The sequence below is a fragment of the Rhodanobacter sp. UC4448_H15 genome (assembly GCF_052978265.1).
Genome location: NZ_CM129665.1, coordinates 3,215,838 through 3,232,320 on the forward strand (window position 1 = coordinate 3,215,838; position 16,483 = coordinate 3,232,320).

The following is a 16,483-nucleotide window of genomic DNA, read 5'->3' on the forward strand; positions in this document are numbered from 1 at the left end:
GCCGGGGGAATCCTTCCGTACCGGCCAGTGACGCTTGGGCGGCGTTCAGTTTCAGGGCGACAGCAGGCCGTAACCGTAACGCGGGTCGCGACCGCGGGCGCCGAGCGGGCGCGCTTCGCCGATCAGCTGCTGCTGCACCTGGGCCGCGGCGCCGGTGCGCGGGGCTTCCAGCAGTCGCGCCGCTTTTCGCGCCACGATCGGCGCCGCGAACGAGGTGCCGCGCAGTGCGTTGCGGCCGCTGCCGACCACGCCGGACGCACAGAAATCCACCTGCTCGCCGCTGCCGGCTTCGGGCAGCACACGGTCGTGCGCGTCGACGCCGCTGACGCCGATCACGTCCGGGTACGCCGCCGGATACAGCGGTGGCGCCGCGGGGCCGTCGTTGCCCACGGCGCTGACCAGCACGTGGCCGCGGGCGATCATCGCCTGCACTGCACGCGCGAGCACCGGGTTGTCCGGACCGACCAGGCTGATGTTGATCACCGCCACGTGCTCGCGCGCCATCCACGCCAGCGCGTCCACCAGTTTCGAGGTGGCGCCGCCGACCGCATCGCCGCACCACAGGTCGGCGGCATACAGCGTGTCCGCGTCGCCGGCGACGAGGCGCGCGGCGACCGCCGTGCCGTGCCGCGACGGATTCGCCGTGGTGCAGCCGTGCCGCTCGATGCGCGCGTGCGCCAGCGCGGGATCGCCGGGATCGACGCCGCCGTCGATCAGCCCCACGCGTTGCGATGGCGCAACGGACGACGGCGCCGCTGCCGTCGCGACGCGGGCCGCGTCGCCCTCGCCGGCGGGCAGGTACAGGTGCTGGTAGGTGAACGCTGCACCCGGCGCGGCTCGCTGCAGGGCGCGCAGGGCGCGGGACGTGCGGCGGTCGCGGGTGTCGTGCAGCACCACGAAGTCCAGCCCCAGCGTGGCATCCGCCGACGTTTCGCGATCCACCACGAAACCGGCTGCCTGCGCGGCATCGCGTTGCGCCGTCGACAGGCCGGTGGCGAGGAATTCGCCGCGCAGGACCGGCGCGCCGTGCGGGTCGATGTCGACGCGCCGAGGCTCCCTGCGCCGCAGCGTGTCGATCTGCACTTTTCGCGTGAGGGCGAGCGGGCCGCGCAGCAGGTCGTCGACGCTGTGCAAGGGCGCAACGGGATCCAAGCCGGGCAGACGCGCGCCGGGCAGTTGCACGTTCGGCAATCCTTGCACCGGGCCGAGCACCTGCGCCTGCGCAGGCGCCACGCCGATCGAGGCGATGGCCAGCAGCAAAACGAACACGGCGGACGGACGGCGCATGGGCATGGCCAACGGCCTCGGGAGCAACGGGGCCGGATGCTAGCATGGGTCCGCTTTACGCCCTCGAACCGCGCCGACGCGCACGAGGGATGGAATCCACCCCTCCAGACGTAATGGAAGGTGATGCGTGAATTCGAGCGACGCCGTGCGCGAAGGACTGATCCCGCTGTTGCCGCGCCTGCGCCGGCTGGCGCGGGCGCTGGCCGGCCAGGCCGCCGACGCCGACGACCTGGTGCAGATCGTGCTGGAGCGCGCGCTCGCTCGTGCCGCGCAGTGGCGGCCGGATGCCGCGCTGGATCGGTGGGTGTTCGCGATCGCACGCAATGCCTGGCGCGACGAACTGCGCGCGCGCGGCCGTTCGCAGCATCTGTTCGCGCCGGAGGAAGCCGGCGAGATGGCGGCCGACCGCGCCAGTGCGCAGCCGGCGCAGCAACTGGAACTGGCGATGGCGCTGGCGGCGCTGCCGCCGGACCATCGCGAAGTGGTGGCCCTGGTGCTGGTCGAGGGCATGTCCTACGGCGAGGCCGCCGAGCTGCTGGAGGTGCCGGTGGGCACCGTCACCAGTCGCCTGGCTCGCGCCCGCGCCACCTTGCAGGCCCACCTTGGGAAAGAAGCATGAACGCGATCGACGACGACACCTTGCAGGCTTACGTGGATGGCGAACTCGACGCCGACGCGGCCGCGCGCGTCGACGCCGCGCTGGCGCACGACGCCGTGCTCGCCCACCGCGTGCAGCAGGCGCGTGCCGTGCGCGCGCAACTGCATGCCGCGTTCGACCCGGTGCTCGACGAGCCGGTGCCGGCGCGGCTGTCCGCCTTGCTGCAGCCGCCCGCCGCGCCGGCGCTCGCCGGTGGACGTCATGCGCACGCCATGCATCGCCGCGCACCACGGCGCTGGTATGTGGGCGCCGCGCTGGCCGCGTCGGTGGCACTGCTGGCCGTGGCCCTGTGGTGGCCGCGCGCCGGCGGCGACATGCTGCGCATGCACGGCGGCCAGTCGTTTGCCGCCGGTCCGCTGGAGCAAGCGCTGAATCATGCGCTGGCAAGCGAACCGGAAGCAGATGCGCAGGTGGCGATCGGCCTGAGTTTCCGCAGCAACGACGGGCACATCTGCCGCAGCTTCGTGCTGCATCGTGCACCGGCGCGCGCCGGGCTCGCCTGCCATGGTGACGGCGGCTGGAGCGTGCCCGTGCTCACCGCGGCGCCCTCGCCCGGGGACGACGGCGAACTGCGCCAGGCCGCCAGCGACTTGCCGAGCGCGGTGCGCGCCGCGATCGACGCCCGCTTGCGCGGCGAAGTCTTCGATGCGAAACAGGAGCGCGCAGCGCGCGACGCCGGCTGGCAGTAACCGTGCAGCCCATCACGCGGACTGCGCGACTGCGGCCGTCGACGGTCTTGCATCGCCGGTCCGCTGCCGTGCAGGCTAGGCAGCGCCCGACCGTCGGCCGGCCGCCACCTTCCAATGCGGAGACATACGCCATGTTCAGTCACGTGATGGTCGGCTCGAACGACATCGAACGGGCAAAGCGCTTCTATGACGCCGTGCTGGGTACGCTGGGAGCGGGCCAACCGCACCGCGACCGGACCGCCACCGGCCACGACCGCCTGTTCTATCGGCACGACGGCAACACCTTCTGCGTGAGCGAGCCGATCGACGGCGGCGCGGCAACGTTCGCCAACGGCGGAACGATCGGCTTCAAGTGCAACTCGCCCGAACAGGTGCGCGCGTTCCACGACACCGCCGTGGCCCACGGCGGCACCTCGATCGAACAGCCGCCCGGGCTGCGCGAAAGCGGCTTTGGCGCGCTGTACCTGGCCTACGTGCGCGACCCCGACGGCAACAAGCTGTGCGCGAGCCATCGCGTCAGGCGGGAGGAGTGAGAGCGGGCGAGAAGATGTCTTGTGCCGAGCCGCGCGGAGAGCCCGGAAGGCCCAGTAACGTCATCCCAGCGAACGCGGGAATCCCTGGTGCGCCCCGCAAGATCAAGACGAATTCCCGCGTTCGAACTTCCTTTCGTTGAAACGCAGGAGCACGCATGAACCAGACCGCGAACGCCTCCGACCACCACACTTCGCGCATCGCCCGGCCACGCTGGGTGGCCACGGTGATCCGCCATCCCTCGGCGATCCTCCTGCTGGTGCAGCTGGCCGGCTTGCTGCTGTATCCGTTCATCGAGCAGACGCATTCGGCGCGCGCGTTGTTCGGCGCGTTCGGTGTGGTGGTGTTGCTGCTGACGATCGCGATGGTGCAGCGCACGCGCGGACGCGGCTGGGTGAGCCTGGCGATCGCGGTGCCGGCAGTGGTATTGAACGTGATGGGCCTGACGCTGGAGCTGCCGGCGCTGCGGCCCTGGTGGGCGGCGCTGGAGGCGCTGTTCTACTTCTACGCGGCCGGCTGCCTGATCGCGTACATGCTGGCCGACCGGCGCGCCACCACCGACGAGCTGTTCGCCGCCGGGGCCACCTTCACCCTGCTGGTGTGGGCGTTTACCTATGTGTTCGTGTTGTGCCAGACCTTGCAGCCGGGCTGTTTCTCCGCGGCGGTCGACCCGCAGGCGCCGCGCACCTGGACCGAGCTGCTGTTTCTCAGTTTCGCGCTGATGTCGAGCACCGGCATCGGCGATGTCATCCCGATCACGGTGCATGCGCGCGCGGTGGCCAGCCTGGAGATGTTCGTCGGCGTGATGTATCTCGCGCTGGTGGTCTCGCGGCTGATCGGGCTCACCATCGCTCCGTCGGCAGCGGGCGGCAAGCGCGGAGAATCGTGATTTTTCGACCGGATGAGGAGGTTCGCATGAACGCGCCAGACGCCACCCGCAAGCCGCTGATCACGCGACCGGCGCAGGGCCGCCGCTACGACATGGGCCGCATGCGCGCGGTATTCCATGCCGATGGCGCGCAGACTGCCGAGCGCTACTCGCTGTCGGAGTGGTGGCTGCAGCCGCGCACCGGCGGGCCGGGCAGCCATGCCCATGACGACGACCACATCTATTACGTCCTCGCCGGCACGCTCAGCGTCTGCATCGACGGCGAGTGGGCGCCGGCGCCGCGCGGCAGCTGGGTGCTGATCCCCGGTGGCACGCCGCACGATTTCGAGAATCGCGACGCCGCCGAATGCGGTTTCCTGTGCATCAACACGCCCGCTGGCTTCGAACGGAAGATGCACGAACTGGTGGCCTGGTTTGCCGACAACCCGCTGGGCGACGCCCGGTCCGGTTGACTCGCGCCGGCCGGGCGGACGGGGCTCACTGGACGTCGCACGCCGACTGCAAGATACTGCGGCAGTCGGCACGTAAACGTTTACATCGCGCGCGCCCGACCCCACCGACCCAAGCTCCGCTGACGACGAGGAATCCCCCGATGCGCCTCCCGGCCGCCTTCCGCCATTTCCTGCTCGGCCTGTGCGCCAGCGCCTTGCTGGTTGGCTCCGCCCTCGCGGCCACGCCGGCCACCGTGCAGATCCGCGTCGACGCGCAGGCCGCCGGCACGCCGTTCCCGCACTTCTGGGAAACCATGTTCGGCTCCGGCCGCGCCTCGCTGTCGCTGCGCGACGATTACCGCAAGGACCTGGACGCCGTGCGCGAGGCTACCGGCCTCAGCTACATCCGCTTCCACGGCATCTTCGACCACGACGTGGGCATGGTGAACCGCGACCCGGACGGCTCGATCCGCTACAACTTCTCCTACATCGACCAGATCTACGACGGCCTGCTCGAGCACGGCGTGAAGCCCTTCATCGAGCTGGGCTTCATGCCGCCGGCACTGACCTCCGACCCGAACGAGCTGCAGGAGTTCTGGTATCACCCCAACCGCGCGCCGCCGAAGAACTACGCCGAGTGGGACGCGATGATCACCGCCTTCGCCCGCCACCTGGTCGCGCGTTACGGCATCGACGAGGTAGCCAGCTGGTACTTCGAGGTGTGGAACGAGCCGAACATCGGCTTCTGGGCCGGCGAACCGAAGCAGTCCACCTACTACACGCTGTACGACCACACCGCCCGCGCGCTGAAGGCGGTGAGCCCACGCCTGCGCGTCGGCGGGCCGGCCACCGCACAGGGCGCGTGGGCCACGGATTTCCTGGCGCACACGAAAAAGAACAACGTGCCGGTCGATTTCCTCAGCACCCACGTCTACGGCGACGACACCGCGCAGAACGTGTTCCACAGCGACGAGCACATCCCGCGCCGCGACATGGTCTGCCGCACGGTGGACAAGGTGCACAAGGAGATCCTCGCCTCGCCCTACCCGCAGATGCCGCTGGTGTTCAGCGAGTACAACGCCAGCTACGCCAACCTGCCCAACGTCACCGACACCGTGTTCATGGGGCCGTGGATGGCCAACACGATCCGCGAGTGCGCCGGCAAGATCCAGATCATGAGCTACTGGTCGTTCTCCGACGTGTTCGAGGAACAGGGCATCGTGCGCAATCCGTTCTACGGCGGCTTCGGCCTGATCGCCGCGCGACGCATCCCCAAGCCCGCATTCAACGCCTTCGCGATGCTGCACAAGCTGGGCGATCGCCAGCTGAAATCGGACTCCGACTCGGCCCTGGTGACCAGGCGCGACGACGGCACCGTGGTGCTGGCACTGTGGAACTACGCCCCGCCAGTGGGCGACACCGCCAGCTACACGCCCGGCAAGCCCCGGGGCACGAACAGGCATTTCAGCGTCGACGTGCGCAACCTCGCCGCCGGCGCCCATGCCACCGTGTGGCGGCTGGACGAAAACCACGGCAACGCGGTAGCCGCGTTCGACCAGATGGGTCGCCCGGACTTCCCCAGCCGCGCGCAGATCGCCGCCTTGCGCAAGGCCGGCGAGATGGCGCCGCCGCAGCGCGTCGAACTGCATGATGGCAAGCTGCAGCTCGACATTCCGCCGCAGGGGCTGGTGGTGGTCGAGTTGCGCTGAGGTCGGAGCCCGGCGCGCATCGCGCGCGCCGGAGGCGTCAACCGCCGACTGCCACCGGTTCGTTTGTGCGAACCGGATTTCGCTGCGCATGTTGCCGGCACAACTGCTCCACCAGCGCCCGGTGATCCGGCAGATCCTGCAGCGCGCGCCCCGCCACCTGCTGGATCATCGCGAACTCGCGCCGCGCCTCGTCCATCTGCGGGTAGGCGCTGCGGGCGTGCTCCAGGTCGGTCCTGAACTCCATGCCATAGAGCACGTACTGCCAGCTCGCCGGCATGAACATTTCCAGGTCGGTGACGAAGTCCAGCCGGTGCGGCGGGCGACGCCGCCACAGTTGCAGGCGATCGCGCAGCGTCTGCGGAATGCTGGCCGGGTTGGCGTTGTCGATCCAGAACGCCGAGTCGCGCCGTTGCGACAGGCAGTAATGCATCTTGATGAAGTCGATGATGCGCTCGTAGCGCGCCACCATCATTTCGTTGAAGCGCCGTGCCGTGCGCTCCATGTCGTCGTGATCGGCCGGGAACAGGTGGGTCAGCATGCACACCGCCAGCTCGACCAGCGCGATGCCGGTGGATTCCAGCGGTTCCACAAAGCCGCCGGCCAGCCCGACCGCCACGCAGTTCCCGCGCCAGTGTTCCGGGCGATAGCCGGTCTCGAACTGCAGGTGCTGGGCTTCGAGCGCATCGGCCGCCGCACCGACGTAACGGCGCGCGATCTCCTCGGCCTGCGTGGCATCCATGTGCCGGGACGAATAGACGTGGCCGATGCCGCGGCGCTTCTGCAGGCCGATGTCCCAGACCCATCCCGCCGGCTGCGCCGTGGCCCGGGTATACGGCAGGATCGGCGTGTCCGGTGCCGGATACGGCACCTGCAAGGCCACCGCGCGATCGACGAACAGCACGTCGCGGCGACTGCGGAACGCCGATCGCATGGCGCCGCCGATCAGGCTGCCGCGCAGGCCGGTGCAATCCACGTAGAGGTCGGCCGAGAGCGCACCGAGCTCGGTGGTGACCACCCGCGCGATATTGCCCCGCTCGTCCAGCTCCGTGCGTTCGACCGTCGCCAGATGGCGCTTCACGCCCAGGCCTTGGCCGTGCTCGGCCAGGGTGGCGGCGAAGGCGGCCGCGTCGAAATGGTAGGCATGGTTCATCGGTGCCTGGTAATCGGCATCGGAGGCGTGCTTTGGTGCGCGCCCGTGATCGACCAGCCGGCTCTGCATGGTCACCGCTTCGGCGAACGGCGTGCCTTCGGGGGCGGCGCCCAGCAACCAGTAAGGCAACAGCTCGGGACTGCCCGGCCGACGGCTGGGCGTGTTGAACGGATGGAAGAAACGATCCGCTCCCGGCATGCCCGGCGGCCGCACCCAGTTGACGTACTGGATGCCCTGCTTGAACGTCGCCGTGGCGCCGACCAGGAACCGGCGTTCGTCCAGGCCGATCGCCGCCAGCGTGCCCCGGATCGAGGGAAAGGTCGCCTCGCCCACGCCGAGCAGGCGGATGTTCGGCGACTCGACCAGCTCCACCTGGACGCTCTCCGGCGCCGTGCTGTTCATCGCCTTGGCCAGGTAGCAGGCGGCCAGCCAGCCGGCCGTGCCACCCCCGACGACCAGCACCTTCTTGAGACGTGGCATGGATTTTCTCCCCTGCTGCCATGCAGCAAGCAAATTCGCGATATTCGCAGTAGCATCCGAATTGACAGCGCTGTCATATTGAAGTTGACAGCGCTATCAATCAGCCTACCGCAAGCTCACGATATTGGGGAGAGGGAGACCATGAAACTTCGCTATTCCGCGCTGTACATCGCCGTGACCGCTGTATTTGCATCGGCCGCGGTCCACGCGGCAGGCCAGCAGGCAAGCCAGCCGACGGAGAAAGCTCCCTCCGCCAGCAAGGTCAAGAACCTGGATGCCGTCCAGGTCACCGCGACCAAGCGCGAGACGCCGCTGCAGAAAACCCCGATCGCCATCACCGCGATCGGCGGCGACACGCTCGACAAAGAGCGTGTGATGACCGTGCAGGACCTGACCAAGCTGGTGCCCGGTCTGCAAGGCACCTCGCAGGGCGACCACGGCGTGGTCACGCTGACCTTGCGCGGCATCGGCAACGACAGCGCCAAGACCGAGTATGCCGATCCGGAGGTCGCCACCTTCGTCGACGGCGTGTACACCCCGCGTGCCGAGGCCGCCGCGAGCCTGCTGCTGGACATGGACAGCGTGGAAGTGCTGCGCGGCCCGCAGGGCACGTTGTGGGGCCGCAACTCCACCGCCGGCGCGATCAGCTTCAACACCGTCAAGCCCGACATCGATGGCGGTTTCTACGGCAACGGCAGCATCGGGCTGGGCAACTACAACCAGAGCGGCGTGCGCGCGGCGGTGAACCTGCCGATCAGCAACACCTTCGCGGTGCGCGTGGCCGCCGTGCACGAACAGCACGATGGCTACGTCGACTACCAGAACCCGGTGGGGCAGATCCCGACGCTGGCGCAGCAGCAGGCCAACTATCTCGCCTCCGGCGGCGATCCGGCCAACTTCCGGCCGATCGACACCAACCTGTTCGTGCAGAAGGGCCCGAAGTACAACTCCCAGGACCAGTCCGCCGCGCGCGTGAGCGCCCGCTGGCGGCCCAGCGACAGCTTCCTGTGGGATCTGTCGTACGAGTACTTCAAGGATCGCGGCACGCCGGGCATGAACCTGATGCAGCATCCGCGTGCGGGGCAGGATTTCTGGTCCGCGCTGATCGACGTGGCGCCGTACCTGGACCGCAGCTCGCACTCGGTACGCAGCCGGATGGACTGGGTCATCAACGACAACCTCGAACTGACCTACGTGGCGGGCTTCAACCGCTACTCGGGCAAGAGCGACTTCGACCAGGACGGCGGCGTCAACGTGCCGACCAGTTTCACCACCAACGGCGTGTACCAGGAAGACCGCACCAACCATTCCAACTATCTCAGCTCCAGCCACGAGTTCAACCTCAAGTCCCGCGGCGACAACACGCTGGACTGGATTCTCGGCGCGTACTACGAGCACGAGAACAACAACATCCGCTTCGACATCCCGATCATGAACGGCACCCAGCAGGGCACCGTCAGCTGGCAGGGTTCCTTCATCCAGCCGGAGGAACGGGTCACCGCCACCGCCGCCTTCGCCCAGGCCACCTGGAACATGAGCGACAGCTGGCACCTCACCGGCGGCGCGCGCTGGTCGCACGACAAGCGCGAGAACCGCGGCGGCGTCAACTGGGGCTGGGCCTACGACCCGGCCTACCCGCAGCAGCCCATCTCGCCCGGCCAGCAGCCCGGCGATGTCGGCTTCGCCATCAGCCAGCACAACGACGCCACCTACAGCAAGAGCAAGCCCACCTGGCTGCTGCGCATCAACCATGACGTCGGCGCCAACAGCATGATCTACGCGAGCGTATCGACCGGCTACAAATCCGGCGGCACCCAGGACGGCGGTGCCCTGTACCAGCCCGAGACGCTGACCAACTACGAGATCGGCGCCAAGCTCGCGTTCCTCGACGGCCACCTGACCTGGAACAGCGCCGCGTATTACGAAGTGTTCAAGAACTACCAGTTGTCGGCACCGGTCACCTATCCCGATGGTTCGCACGGGCTCGGCTTCTCCAACGTCGGCGGCAAGACCAAGGTGGCCGGCTTCGAATCGGAGCTGGCCTGGCAGTCGACCAACGACCGCGCCAACCTCGTGCTGTCGGTGATCCCCGAGAAGAAGCTGGGCACGGAGAAGTACGCCGCCAGCAACGACTACTACGTGCCGACGATCTGCCCGCCGGAGTCGACCATCAGCAACAACTGCATGGACATTTCCGGCAACGACCTGCCGCACGCCCCCAACGTGTCGCTCACCGCCATCTACGAGCACGACTTCGTGCTGGGCAGCGGCGGCCGCCTGACGCCGCGGATCAGCGCGCAGTACCAGAGCGCCCAGTGGCTCAGCTGGTTCAACTTCGGCGCAGGCGACAAGCAGAAGGCCTACGCGCGCGGCGATCTCTCGCTGCGTTACACCGAGCCCGGCGACAAGTGGTACATCAACGCCTACGTGCAGAATGTCACCGACGGCAAGGTGAAGAGCAACGCGGCAGGCAGCACCCTGCTCGCCGACGGCAGCGTGGCGTTCACCTCCCAGTACCTGCCGCCGCGCACCTACGGCGTGCAGTTCGGGTTCTGGTTCTAAGGAGCCATTCGTTTCACCGGCGACAGGCCCCTCCCCTGCGGTCGCCACTGGATGCCCCGGCAACGGGGCATCCTTTTTTGCCGGCTGCAAACGCGAAGTGATCCAGCCTGAGCGACCTCATGCGAGTGCATGGAAGCCAGCGTAGCTCTACTGCCTCCTCTGACCGTGGCCGATGTGGATGCGGCCCGCTTCTTGCCCGAGCGCACGATTGAGCGCGTCGGCCGGCCCTATCGACGGCACGCCGGGCGCGGTCCTGGAACTGTCGCAAGCGATCGCCCGCTACATGTTGCAAGGTGATCGCGGCTTCCAATGCCGCGATACTTGCTGGTCGGCCCAACTTTCATCGTCGACAAGCAAGGGCTATCGTGATTCATGGAATGCAATCAACAGGGCGCACGGGTGGCTGGACCAGGTGTCGGATGCCACAACTTTGCCAGCGCTTGCGAACGCTCTCATCAAGGGGGTCCCGATGCGAGTCCCTGTTCGCGCCGTAGCGTCAGAAGTACCAATCTCACGTGCCGGATGAAAGATATGCGCTGGCCCCTGTGCCGCCCGCGAGGCCATCTTGCCCGCCCTGTCGCGGCTGCTGGGCGATTCCGCCTTGGAGCGGTCTGCGGATACCGTGAGAAGCGAAAACATGACATACCGCAATAACAAATGCGCGACGCATCGAGACGGAGTGCTGGCACTCGCAAGAGCGATTTATGCGACGGCTTTCCTGTGTGTAGCCAGTTTTGGCGCTGCCGCAGCCCCTCCTCCCTTCCAGAGATTCAATGACTCATTGAAGGCCTTCACTCGCGGGGCCGCCGACAATTTCGAGACGTATATGGCTCTGCGCCATCTATATGCAGAGATCGATCCTCCGCACCGCAATTACGCCGCTCAGATGCTATCGATGTACGATGCAATGAACGGCCGTTATGAGGATGCAGATATCCACTTCCGGGAATCCTTCCCCGGGGCAACGAAACCGCGTAGTTGCCCAATTGACGGGTACCGGTCTGTTCCGTTGAAGGAGGCTATCACCAGCGTCGCGCTCGATTCCCGGGTGCTCATGATCAACGAATCGCACTCGGAGATTGGGACGCGCGCACTCATCCTCCGAATGCTTCCAATACTGCGCAAGGCGGGCTTCCGGAACGTCGCTTTCGAGGCTTTGGCGGGCCCGAAAGACATGCCGGGGTGGGTCGCAGGAGCTTCAGTTTTACCCCTCGATGACAGAGATCTGGTTACGCGGGGTTATCCGCTCGACTCCAATCAGGCCGGGTTCTATCTGCGCGAACCGGTTTTTGGCGAACTCATCCGGCATTCGATCCAACTTGGATTCAATTTGGTTGCGTACGATCCAAGGAACTTCTCGTCGCGGGACGATCGCGAAGAGAAGGAGGCTCGAAACCTGAAGGCTTTCTTGGACGAACATCCACATGAGCGACTGCTCGTCATAGCTGGTTATTCCCACATCTGGAAGACCGGTGGCTGGATGGCGGACAGATTGAGAACCATGGGAAATTACAAAATTACCTCCGTTGACCAGATAGATGGTTGGGGTGGATGTGAAGGCACCACGTGGTCGAAATCATATCCATTTGTTTTCATGAGCAGATCGTCAAATTCGGAGTATTGGGCCTATAAAAAAGGCACGGACGTGACGGTTCTCAATCTGATGAACAATCAGCGCGGCGCAAGGACGAGCTGGCTATCACTGAACGGATTCCGGCGGAAGGTCACGCTGCCTGGCTCGGTGTGCAATGGGCTAGCGCCATGCCTGGTATCGGCCACCTACATTTTGGAATCGGCGGACGCCGTTCCGGCTGATCGTCTTTTTGTATTGGAAGGCGAGAAACCCATTTTGTATCTCCGACCGAACACCTATCGCCTGACTTCCCAAACTGGCACAGGCAAATTGGTGTGGCGTCTACAAGTAGACCAAGAAGGAGAGACGCTGGAGCCAGTAGAGACTCAAGCACGCAGCCATAGGAACCCACTCAAAAATTCGCGGTGAGGTTCCCGCTGTTGTTCTCAAAGTCAATATTTTTCGAATCAACGCAAGCGTTCGCCCGCCACGGCCTCTCTCGCATCCTTCGGACGGTTTGGATGCATCCTGGTTAAGGGGCACCGTGCCCGATCCGGGTGCGGCCATCGGTCAAGTGTTTCGGGCATTGCCTCGGTTCGGGCGTCGGGCCACCGCTCCTGCGTTGCCTCAATTCGGGCGTCCCTGCCCTCGCGCTGCCTTCGCCATGTTGTCGTGTTGGGAGGGCTTTCGACGTCGAGAGTCGCGCCTCTCAATGCGCCTTGCAGGCCAGCGTCCTGTCTGCCACGGTGCCCAGCGACACTTCGGTGAGGACAATGCTTTCGCCACGGCTGCTGGTCCACTCGAATGGCCGATCCAGCTTGCTCATGTCGGCGCCCGCATCGCGGAAGCACTTCAGCGGAATGCCCACACGCAGCCACTGCCCGCGCGGCAGCGCCGCGAGTTGGGAGCCGATCGAAACCCCGGCGCCGCAGCCCTTGCCGCAGGCGACGCCGAGGGTCGTGCCGCGGGGCGACAGCGCATCGATGCGCAGGGTGGCCACCAGCATCACGTCGCCGTTGGTCTGGCGATCCAGGTCCAGCGGCGAGCTGCTCGCCAGCGCGGCGGTCGCCGTGCCGGCAGCGGACCAGCTCAAGCGTCGCGCGTCTTCCTGCGCCTTGTAGTCGAGGGCGGCCACTTGCAGGCTGCCGTCGCCGGTGGCGGCAGGCGCCGACGATACGGTGTCGCTTTCGCCGTTGGCGGCCGTCAGTTGCAAGGCGAAACCGTGCGCCGCCTGGCCGCGCACGAAGTACACCCCGGCGCGCTCGTCATCCAGCGCCACGCCGGCCTGCTCCGGCAAGGTGCCCAGCTCGCGGTGATCGGCATAGCTCAGGCCATAGCCATAGGGGAATTGCGGGTGGTAATCCGGCTGTCCCACGTTGAGCGGTGTCTGGATCGCCGTGCGCGGCCACGAATAGGGCAGCTTGCCGTGGAAGTCGTAGTCGATCGAGCCGTCGCGCTTGCGCAGCAGCACGTCGGCGATGCCCTCGCCCTCGCTGCCGGGCAGCCATGCCACCACGAAAGCATCGGAGGCGTTGATCTCGCGATTCATCCACAACGGCCGGCCGGTGATGAACAGGGCCACCACCGGAACGCCCCGATCATGCAGGCGGCGCAGCAGGTCGAGGTCGTGATCGTTTCCGGGCTTGTAGGCAAGGTTGGGCAGGTCGCCCTGGAACTCGGCATAGGGATCCTCGCCGAACACCACGATGGCGGCGTCGGGCTTCTGCCTGTAACTGCCGTCGACCGACAGCACCGCCGTGCCGCCCGCGGCACGCACCTGCGCATCGATGCCGGCCCAGATCGAGGTCGCGCCGGGGAAGTTCGCGTTGGTGAGGCCGGTGCCTTGCCAGGTCAGGGTCCAGCCACCGTTCTGCTTGGAGATGTTGTCCGCGCCATCGCCGGCGACCAGGATGCGCTTGCGCGGGTCCAGCGGCAGCAGGGCGTGGTTGTTCTTCAGCAGCACCAGCGACTCGCGCACGGCGCGCCGCGCCACGGCCCGATGCGCGGCGCTGCCGATCACCTGCGCCGATGAGCGGGCCAGCGGATTTTGGCTGGGCAAGCCTTGCTTGAACATGCCCAGGCGCATCTTCACCCGCAGGATGCGGCTGACCGCGTCGTCCACGCGGCTCATCGGGATCGCGCCGGACTTCACCTCGGCCAGCGTGTTGCGGTACAGCCCCTTCCAGGAATCGGGCGCCTCCAGCATGTCCAGGCCGGCGTTGTAGGCGGCGGCGCAATCCTCGTTGGTGCAGCCGGGCACCTGGCCATGCGCGTTCCAGTCGCCCAGCACGATGCCGTCGAAACCCATGCGCTTTTTCAGCACGTCGGTGATCAGCGCCTTGTTGCCGGCCATCTTCACCCCGTTCCAGCTGGAGAAGGACACCATCACCACCTGCACGCCGGCGCGGATGGCCGGCGGATAGCCCGCGCCATGCACGTCGCGCAGCACCGCCTCGCTGACTTCCGCGTCGCCCTGGTCCTTGCCGTCCCTGGTGCCGCCGTCGCCAATGAAATGCTTGGCGGTGGCGATCACGTGATTCGCATCGAGGAACTGCGGCGTGCCGACCGCGCCCTCCAGCCCGGTCACGATCTGCGAGGCGTATGCCGCCACCAGTGTCGGGTTTTCCGAATAGCCCTCGTAGGCGCGGCCCCAGCGACTGTCGCGCGGCACGGTCAGGGTGGGGGCGAAGGTCCAGTTGATGCCGCTGGCGCGCAGCTCCCGCGCGGTGACCTTGCCGATGTCGCGCAGCAGTTCGGGATCGCGCGTGGCGCCCAGGCCCACGTTCTGCGGAAACAGCGTGCTGCCGACCAGGTTGTTGTGACCGTGCACGGCGTCGATGCCGAACAGCACGGGGATCGCGGGGCGCCCGTCGGAGCGCTCCAGCGAGGCGCGATGGAACGCGTCGGCCAGCTTCTTCCACTGCGCCGCGGTGCCGTACTCGCCACCGTCGGGGCCGGAATTGCCGCCGGCCAGGATCGAGCCGAGGCGGTACTGGCGCACGTCCTCCGGCGTCACGTACTTGATGTCGGCCTGGATCATCTGGCCGACCTTGTCCTCCACCGACATGCGATCCAGCAACGCCTTCACCCGTGCGTCCAGCGCGGGGTCGGCCGGCAACGGCGAGCTCACCCTGGGCCACAGCTGCGGATGCACGGTGGTCGAGGGGCTGACGGCATGGGCCGGCACGGCAACGAGCAAGGTGCCAGCGATCGAAACGACCACAAGACGGCAGGACAGGCCCCGGATCGGGCGAAAGGACTGTGGCACGTGAGGCTCCAGGCTGGCTCGCGCGCAAGGCGCGGAAGCCGCAGCGTGACACAATTGACAGCGCTGTCAATTTGCAGGGCAACATCGCCGCGGAGCGGGCTCGCGGCGGCCAATTCAGGCGGGGCTGGCGGTCGAGTCGCGGACTTCCAGCGAGAACGGCATCTCCACCAGCCGCCCTGGTCCGCGACCGCGCAATACTTCCAGCAATTGCAGGGCGGCGACCTTGCCCATCTCGCGGCTGGGCTGGCGAATCGTGGTCAGTGCCGGCCACAGCTGGCTGGCCAGCGGGATGTCGTCGAAGCCGCACACGGAAATGTCCTGCGGCACCTTCATGCCCCGCTCGTTGGCCACCCACATCACGCCGCTGGCCATGTCGTCATTGGCCGCGAACACCGCGGTCGGACGTTTCTTCAGCGCGAACAACTGCCGCGCCGCGGCCACCCCCGAGGCGAAGGTGAAGGCACCCTGCACCACCAGTGCCGGGTCCTCGACCAGGCCGGCGGCGGCCATCGCCTCGCGGTAGCCGGCCAGTCGCCACCTGCTGGCGCCGTGGTCGGCAATACCCGAGACGTGCGCGATCCGCCGGTGTCCAAGCGACAGCAGGTGCTCGACCATCGTGCGCGCGGCGAGTTGCTCGTCCATCGCCACGCCGATGTTGTTCTCCCGCGACACCGGCGACACGCTGGCGAACGGCACCTGGCGTTCGCGCAGGCGCTTGAGCAGCGGTGCGTAGTCGGTGATCGGCGGGGTCAGCACGATGCCGTCGGGATGATGGTCGGAGATCACCGCATCGAGCCGGCGCACGAAGTCCTCGCCGCGCATGCGCAGCGGCCGCACCATCATGTTGTAGCGGTGCGCGTCGCAGGCCTCGAGCACGCCATCCTGGATCTCGGCCAGGTAGGTCGAGGCGGGATTGTCGTTGTTGTCGTACAGCATCGCCACCAGGAACGAACGATTGCCGGCCAGGCTGCGTGCCGACGACAGCGGCCGGTAATCCATCGCCTCCATCGCCTCGGTCACGCGCTTGCGCGTGGCGTCGCTGACGTTGGCCTCGTCGTTGAGCACGCGCGACACCGTCTTGGGCGAAACGCCCGCGCGGCGTGCAACGTCTTCCAGCCTTACCCGCATGCCTTGATCCAAGTGTTGCCGCGCCTGCGCTCAACTATGCGGTCAGCGCCGGCCCGTTTACAAGAACCGCCGCGACCGGCGGTCGGCAGCCGCCCGGACCCGGCGCGGCCAGGGCATGAATACGTATG

Annotated in this window: 12 protein-coding genes; 8 read left to right on the forward strand and 4 right to left on the reverse strand. The window is 67.1% G+C overall.

Annotated elements, in window-relative coordinates; all coding sequences use genetic code 11:
* Positions 1-51 precede the first annotated feature (51 nt).
* Complete coding sequence (locus ACVCMI_RS14930) at positions 52-1,293, reverse strand: S8 family serine peptidase (protein WP_447098296.1); 1,242 nt, start codon at positions 1,291-1,293, stop codon at positions 52-54.
* A gap of 121 nt (positions 1,294-1,414) precedes the next feature.
* On the opposite strand from ACVCMI_RS14930, the gene ACVCMI_RS14935 reads away from it, so the two are divergent.
* From ACVCMI_RS14935 to ACVCMI_RS14960, 6 genes are all read left to right on the forward strand, one after another.
* A complete protein-coding gene (locus tag ACVCMI_RS14935; protein ID WP_136257897.1) occupies positions 1,415-1,906 on the forward strand; it encodes an RNA polymerase sigma factor in 492 nt (163 codons plus the stop codon).
* Positions 1,903-2,634 carry an anti-sigma factor family protein gene (locus tag ACVCMI_RS14940; protein ID WP_447098295.1) on the forward strand — a complete coding sequence of 244 codons (732 nt, stop codon included), beginning with the start codon at positions 1,903-1,905 and terminating at the stop codon, positions 2,632-2,634. Before ACVCMI_RS14935 ends, ACVCMI_RS14940 begins: the two co-directional genes overlap by 4 nt.
* Before the next feature lie 131 nt (positions 2,635-2,765).
* Positions 2,766-3,167 carry a VOC family protein gene (locus tag ACVCMI_RS14945; RefSeq protein WP_136257895.1) on the forward strand — a complete coding sequence of 134 codons (402 nt, stop codon included), beginning with the start codon at positions 2,766-2,768 and terminating at the stop codon, positions 3,165-3,167.
* A gap of 155 nt (positions 3,168-3,322) precedes the next feature.
* Positions 3,323-4,054 carry an ion channel gene (locus ACVCMI_RS14950; RefSeq protein WP_447098294.1) on the forward strand — a complete coding sequence of 244 codons (732 nt, stop codon included), beginning with the start codon at positions 3,323-3,325 and terminating at the stop codon, positions 4,052-4,054.
* 26 nt (positions 4,055-4,080) lie between these two features.
* Positions 4,081-4,506 (forward strand): cupin domain-containing protein, encoded by a 426-nt coding sequence (locus tag ACVCMI_RS14955; protein ID WP_447098293.1) that lies wholly within the window; start codon positions 4,081-4,083, stop codon positions 4,504-4,506.
* 140 nt (positions 4,507-4,646) lie between these two features.
* Complete coding sequence (locus tag ACVCMI_RS14960; protein WP_447098292.1) at positions 4,647-6,194, forward strand: GH39 family glycosyl hydrolase; 1,548 nt, start codon at positions 4,647-4,649, stop codon at positions 6,192-6,194.
* Between the two features lie 37 nt (positions 6,195-6,231).
* Here ACVCMI_RS14960 and ACVCMI_RS14965 read toward each other — a convergent pair whose 3' ends face one another.
* Positions 6,232-7,824, reverse strand: coding sequence for a tryptophan halogenase family protein (locus ACVCMI_RS14965; RefSeq protein WP_447098291.1), 1,593 nt, complete (start codon positions 7,822-7,824; stop codon positions 6,232-6,234).
* 141 nt (positions 7,825-7,965) lie between these two features.
* Between ACVCMI_RS14965 and ACVCMI_RS14970 the strand changes: the two genes are divergently transcribed.
* Complete coding sequence (locus ACVCMI_RS14970; protein WP_447098290.1) at positions 7,966-10,386, forward strand: TonB-dependent receptor; 2,421 nt, start codon at positions 7,966-7,968, stop codon at positions 10,384-10,386.
* 637 nt (positions 10,387-11,023) lie between these two features.
* Positions 11,024-12,388 (forward strand): hypothetical protein, encoded by a 1,365-nt coding sequence (locus ACVCMI_RS14975; protein ID WP_447098289.1) that lies wholly within the window; start codon positions 11,024-11,026, stop codon positions 12,386-12,388.
* Between the two features lie 280 nt (positions 12,389-12,668).
* On the opposite strand, the gene ACVCMI_RS14980 is transcribed toward ACVCMI_RS14975, so the two are convergent.
* Together ACVCMI_RS14980 and ACVCMI_RS14985 are read right to left on the reverse strand one after the other, a co-directional pair.
* A complete protein-coding gene (locus ACVCMI_RS14980; RefSeq protein ID WP_447098288.1) occupies positions 12,669-15,227 on the reverse strand; it encodes a glycoside hydrolase family 3 N-terminal domain-containing protein in 2,559 nt (852 codons plus the stop codon).
* A gap of 114 nt (positions 15,228-15,341) precedes the next feature.
* Entirely contained in the window at positions 15,342-16,355 is a 1,014-nt protein-coding gene (locus tag ACVCMI_RS14985) for a LacI family DNA-binding transcriptional regulator (protein WP_395119919.1), read from the reverse strand.
* Between the last annotated feature and the right edge of the window lie 128 nt (positions 16,356-16,483).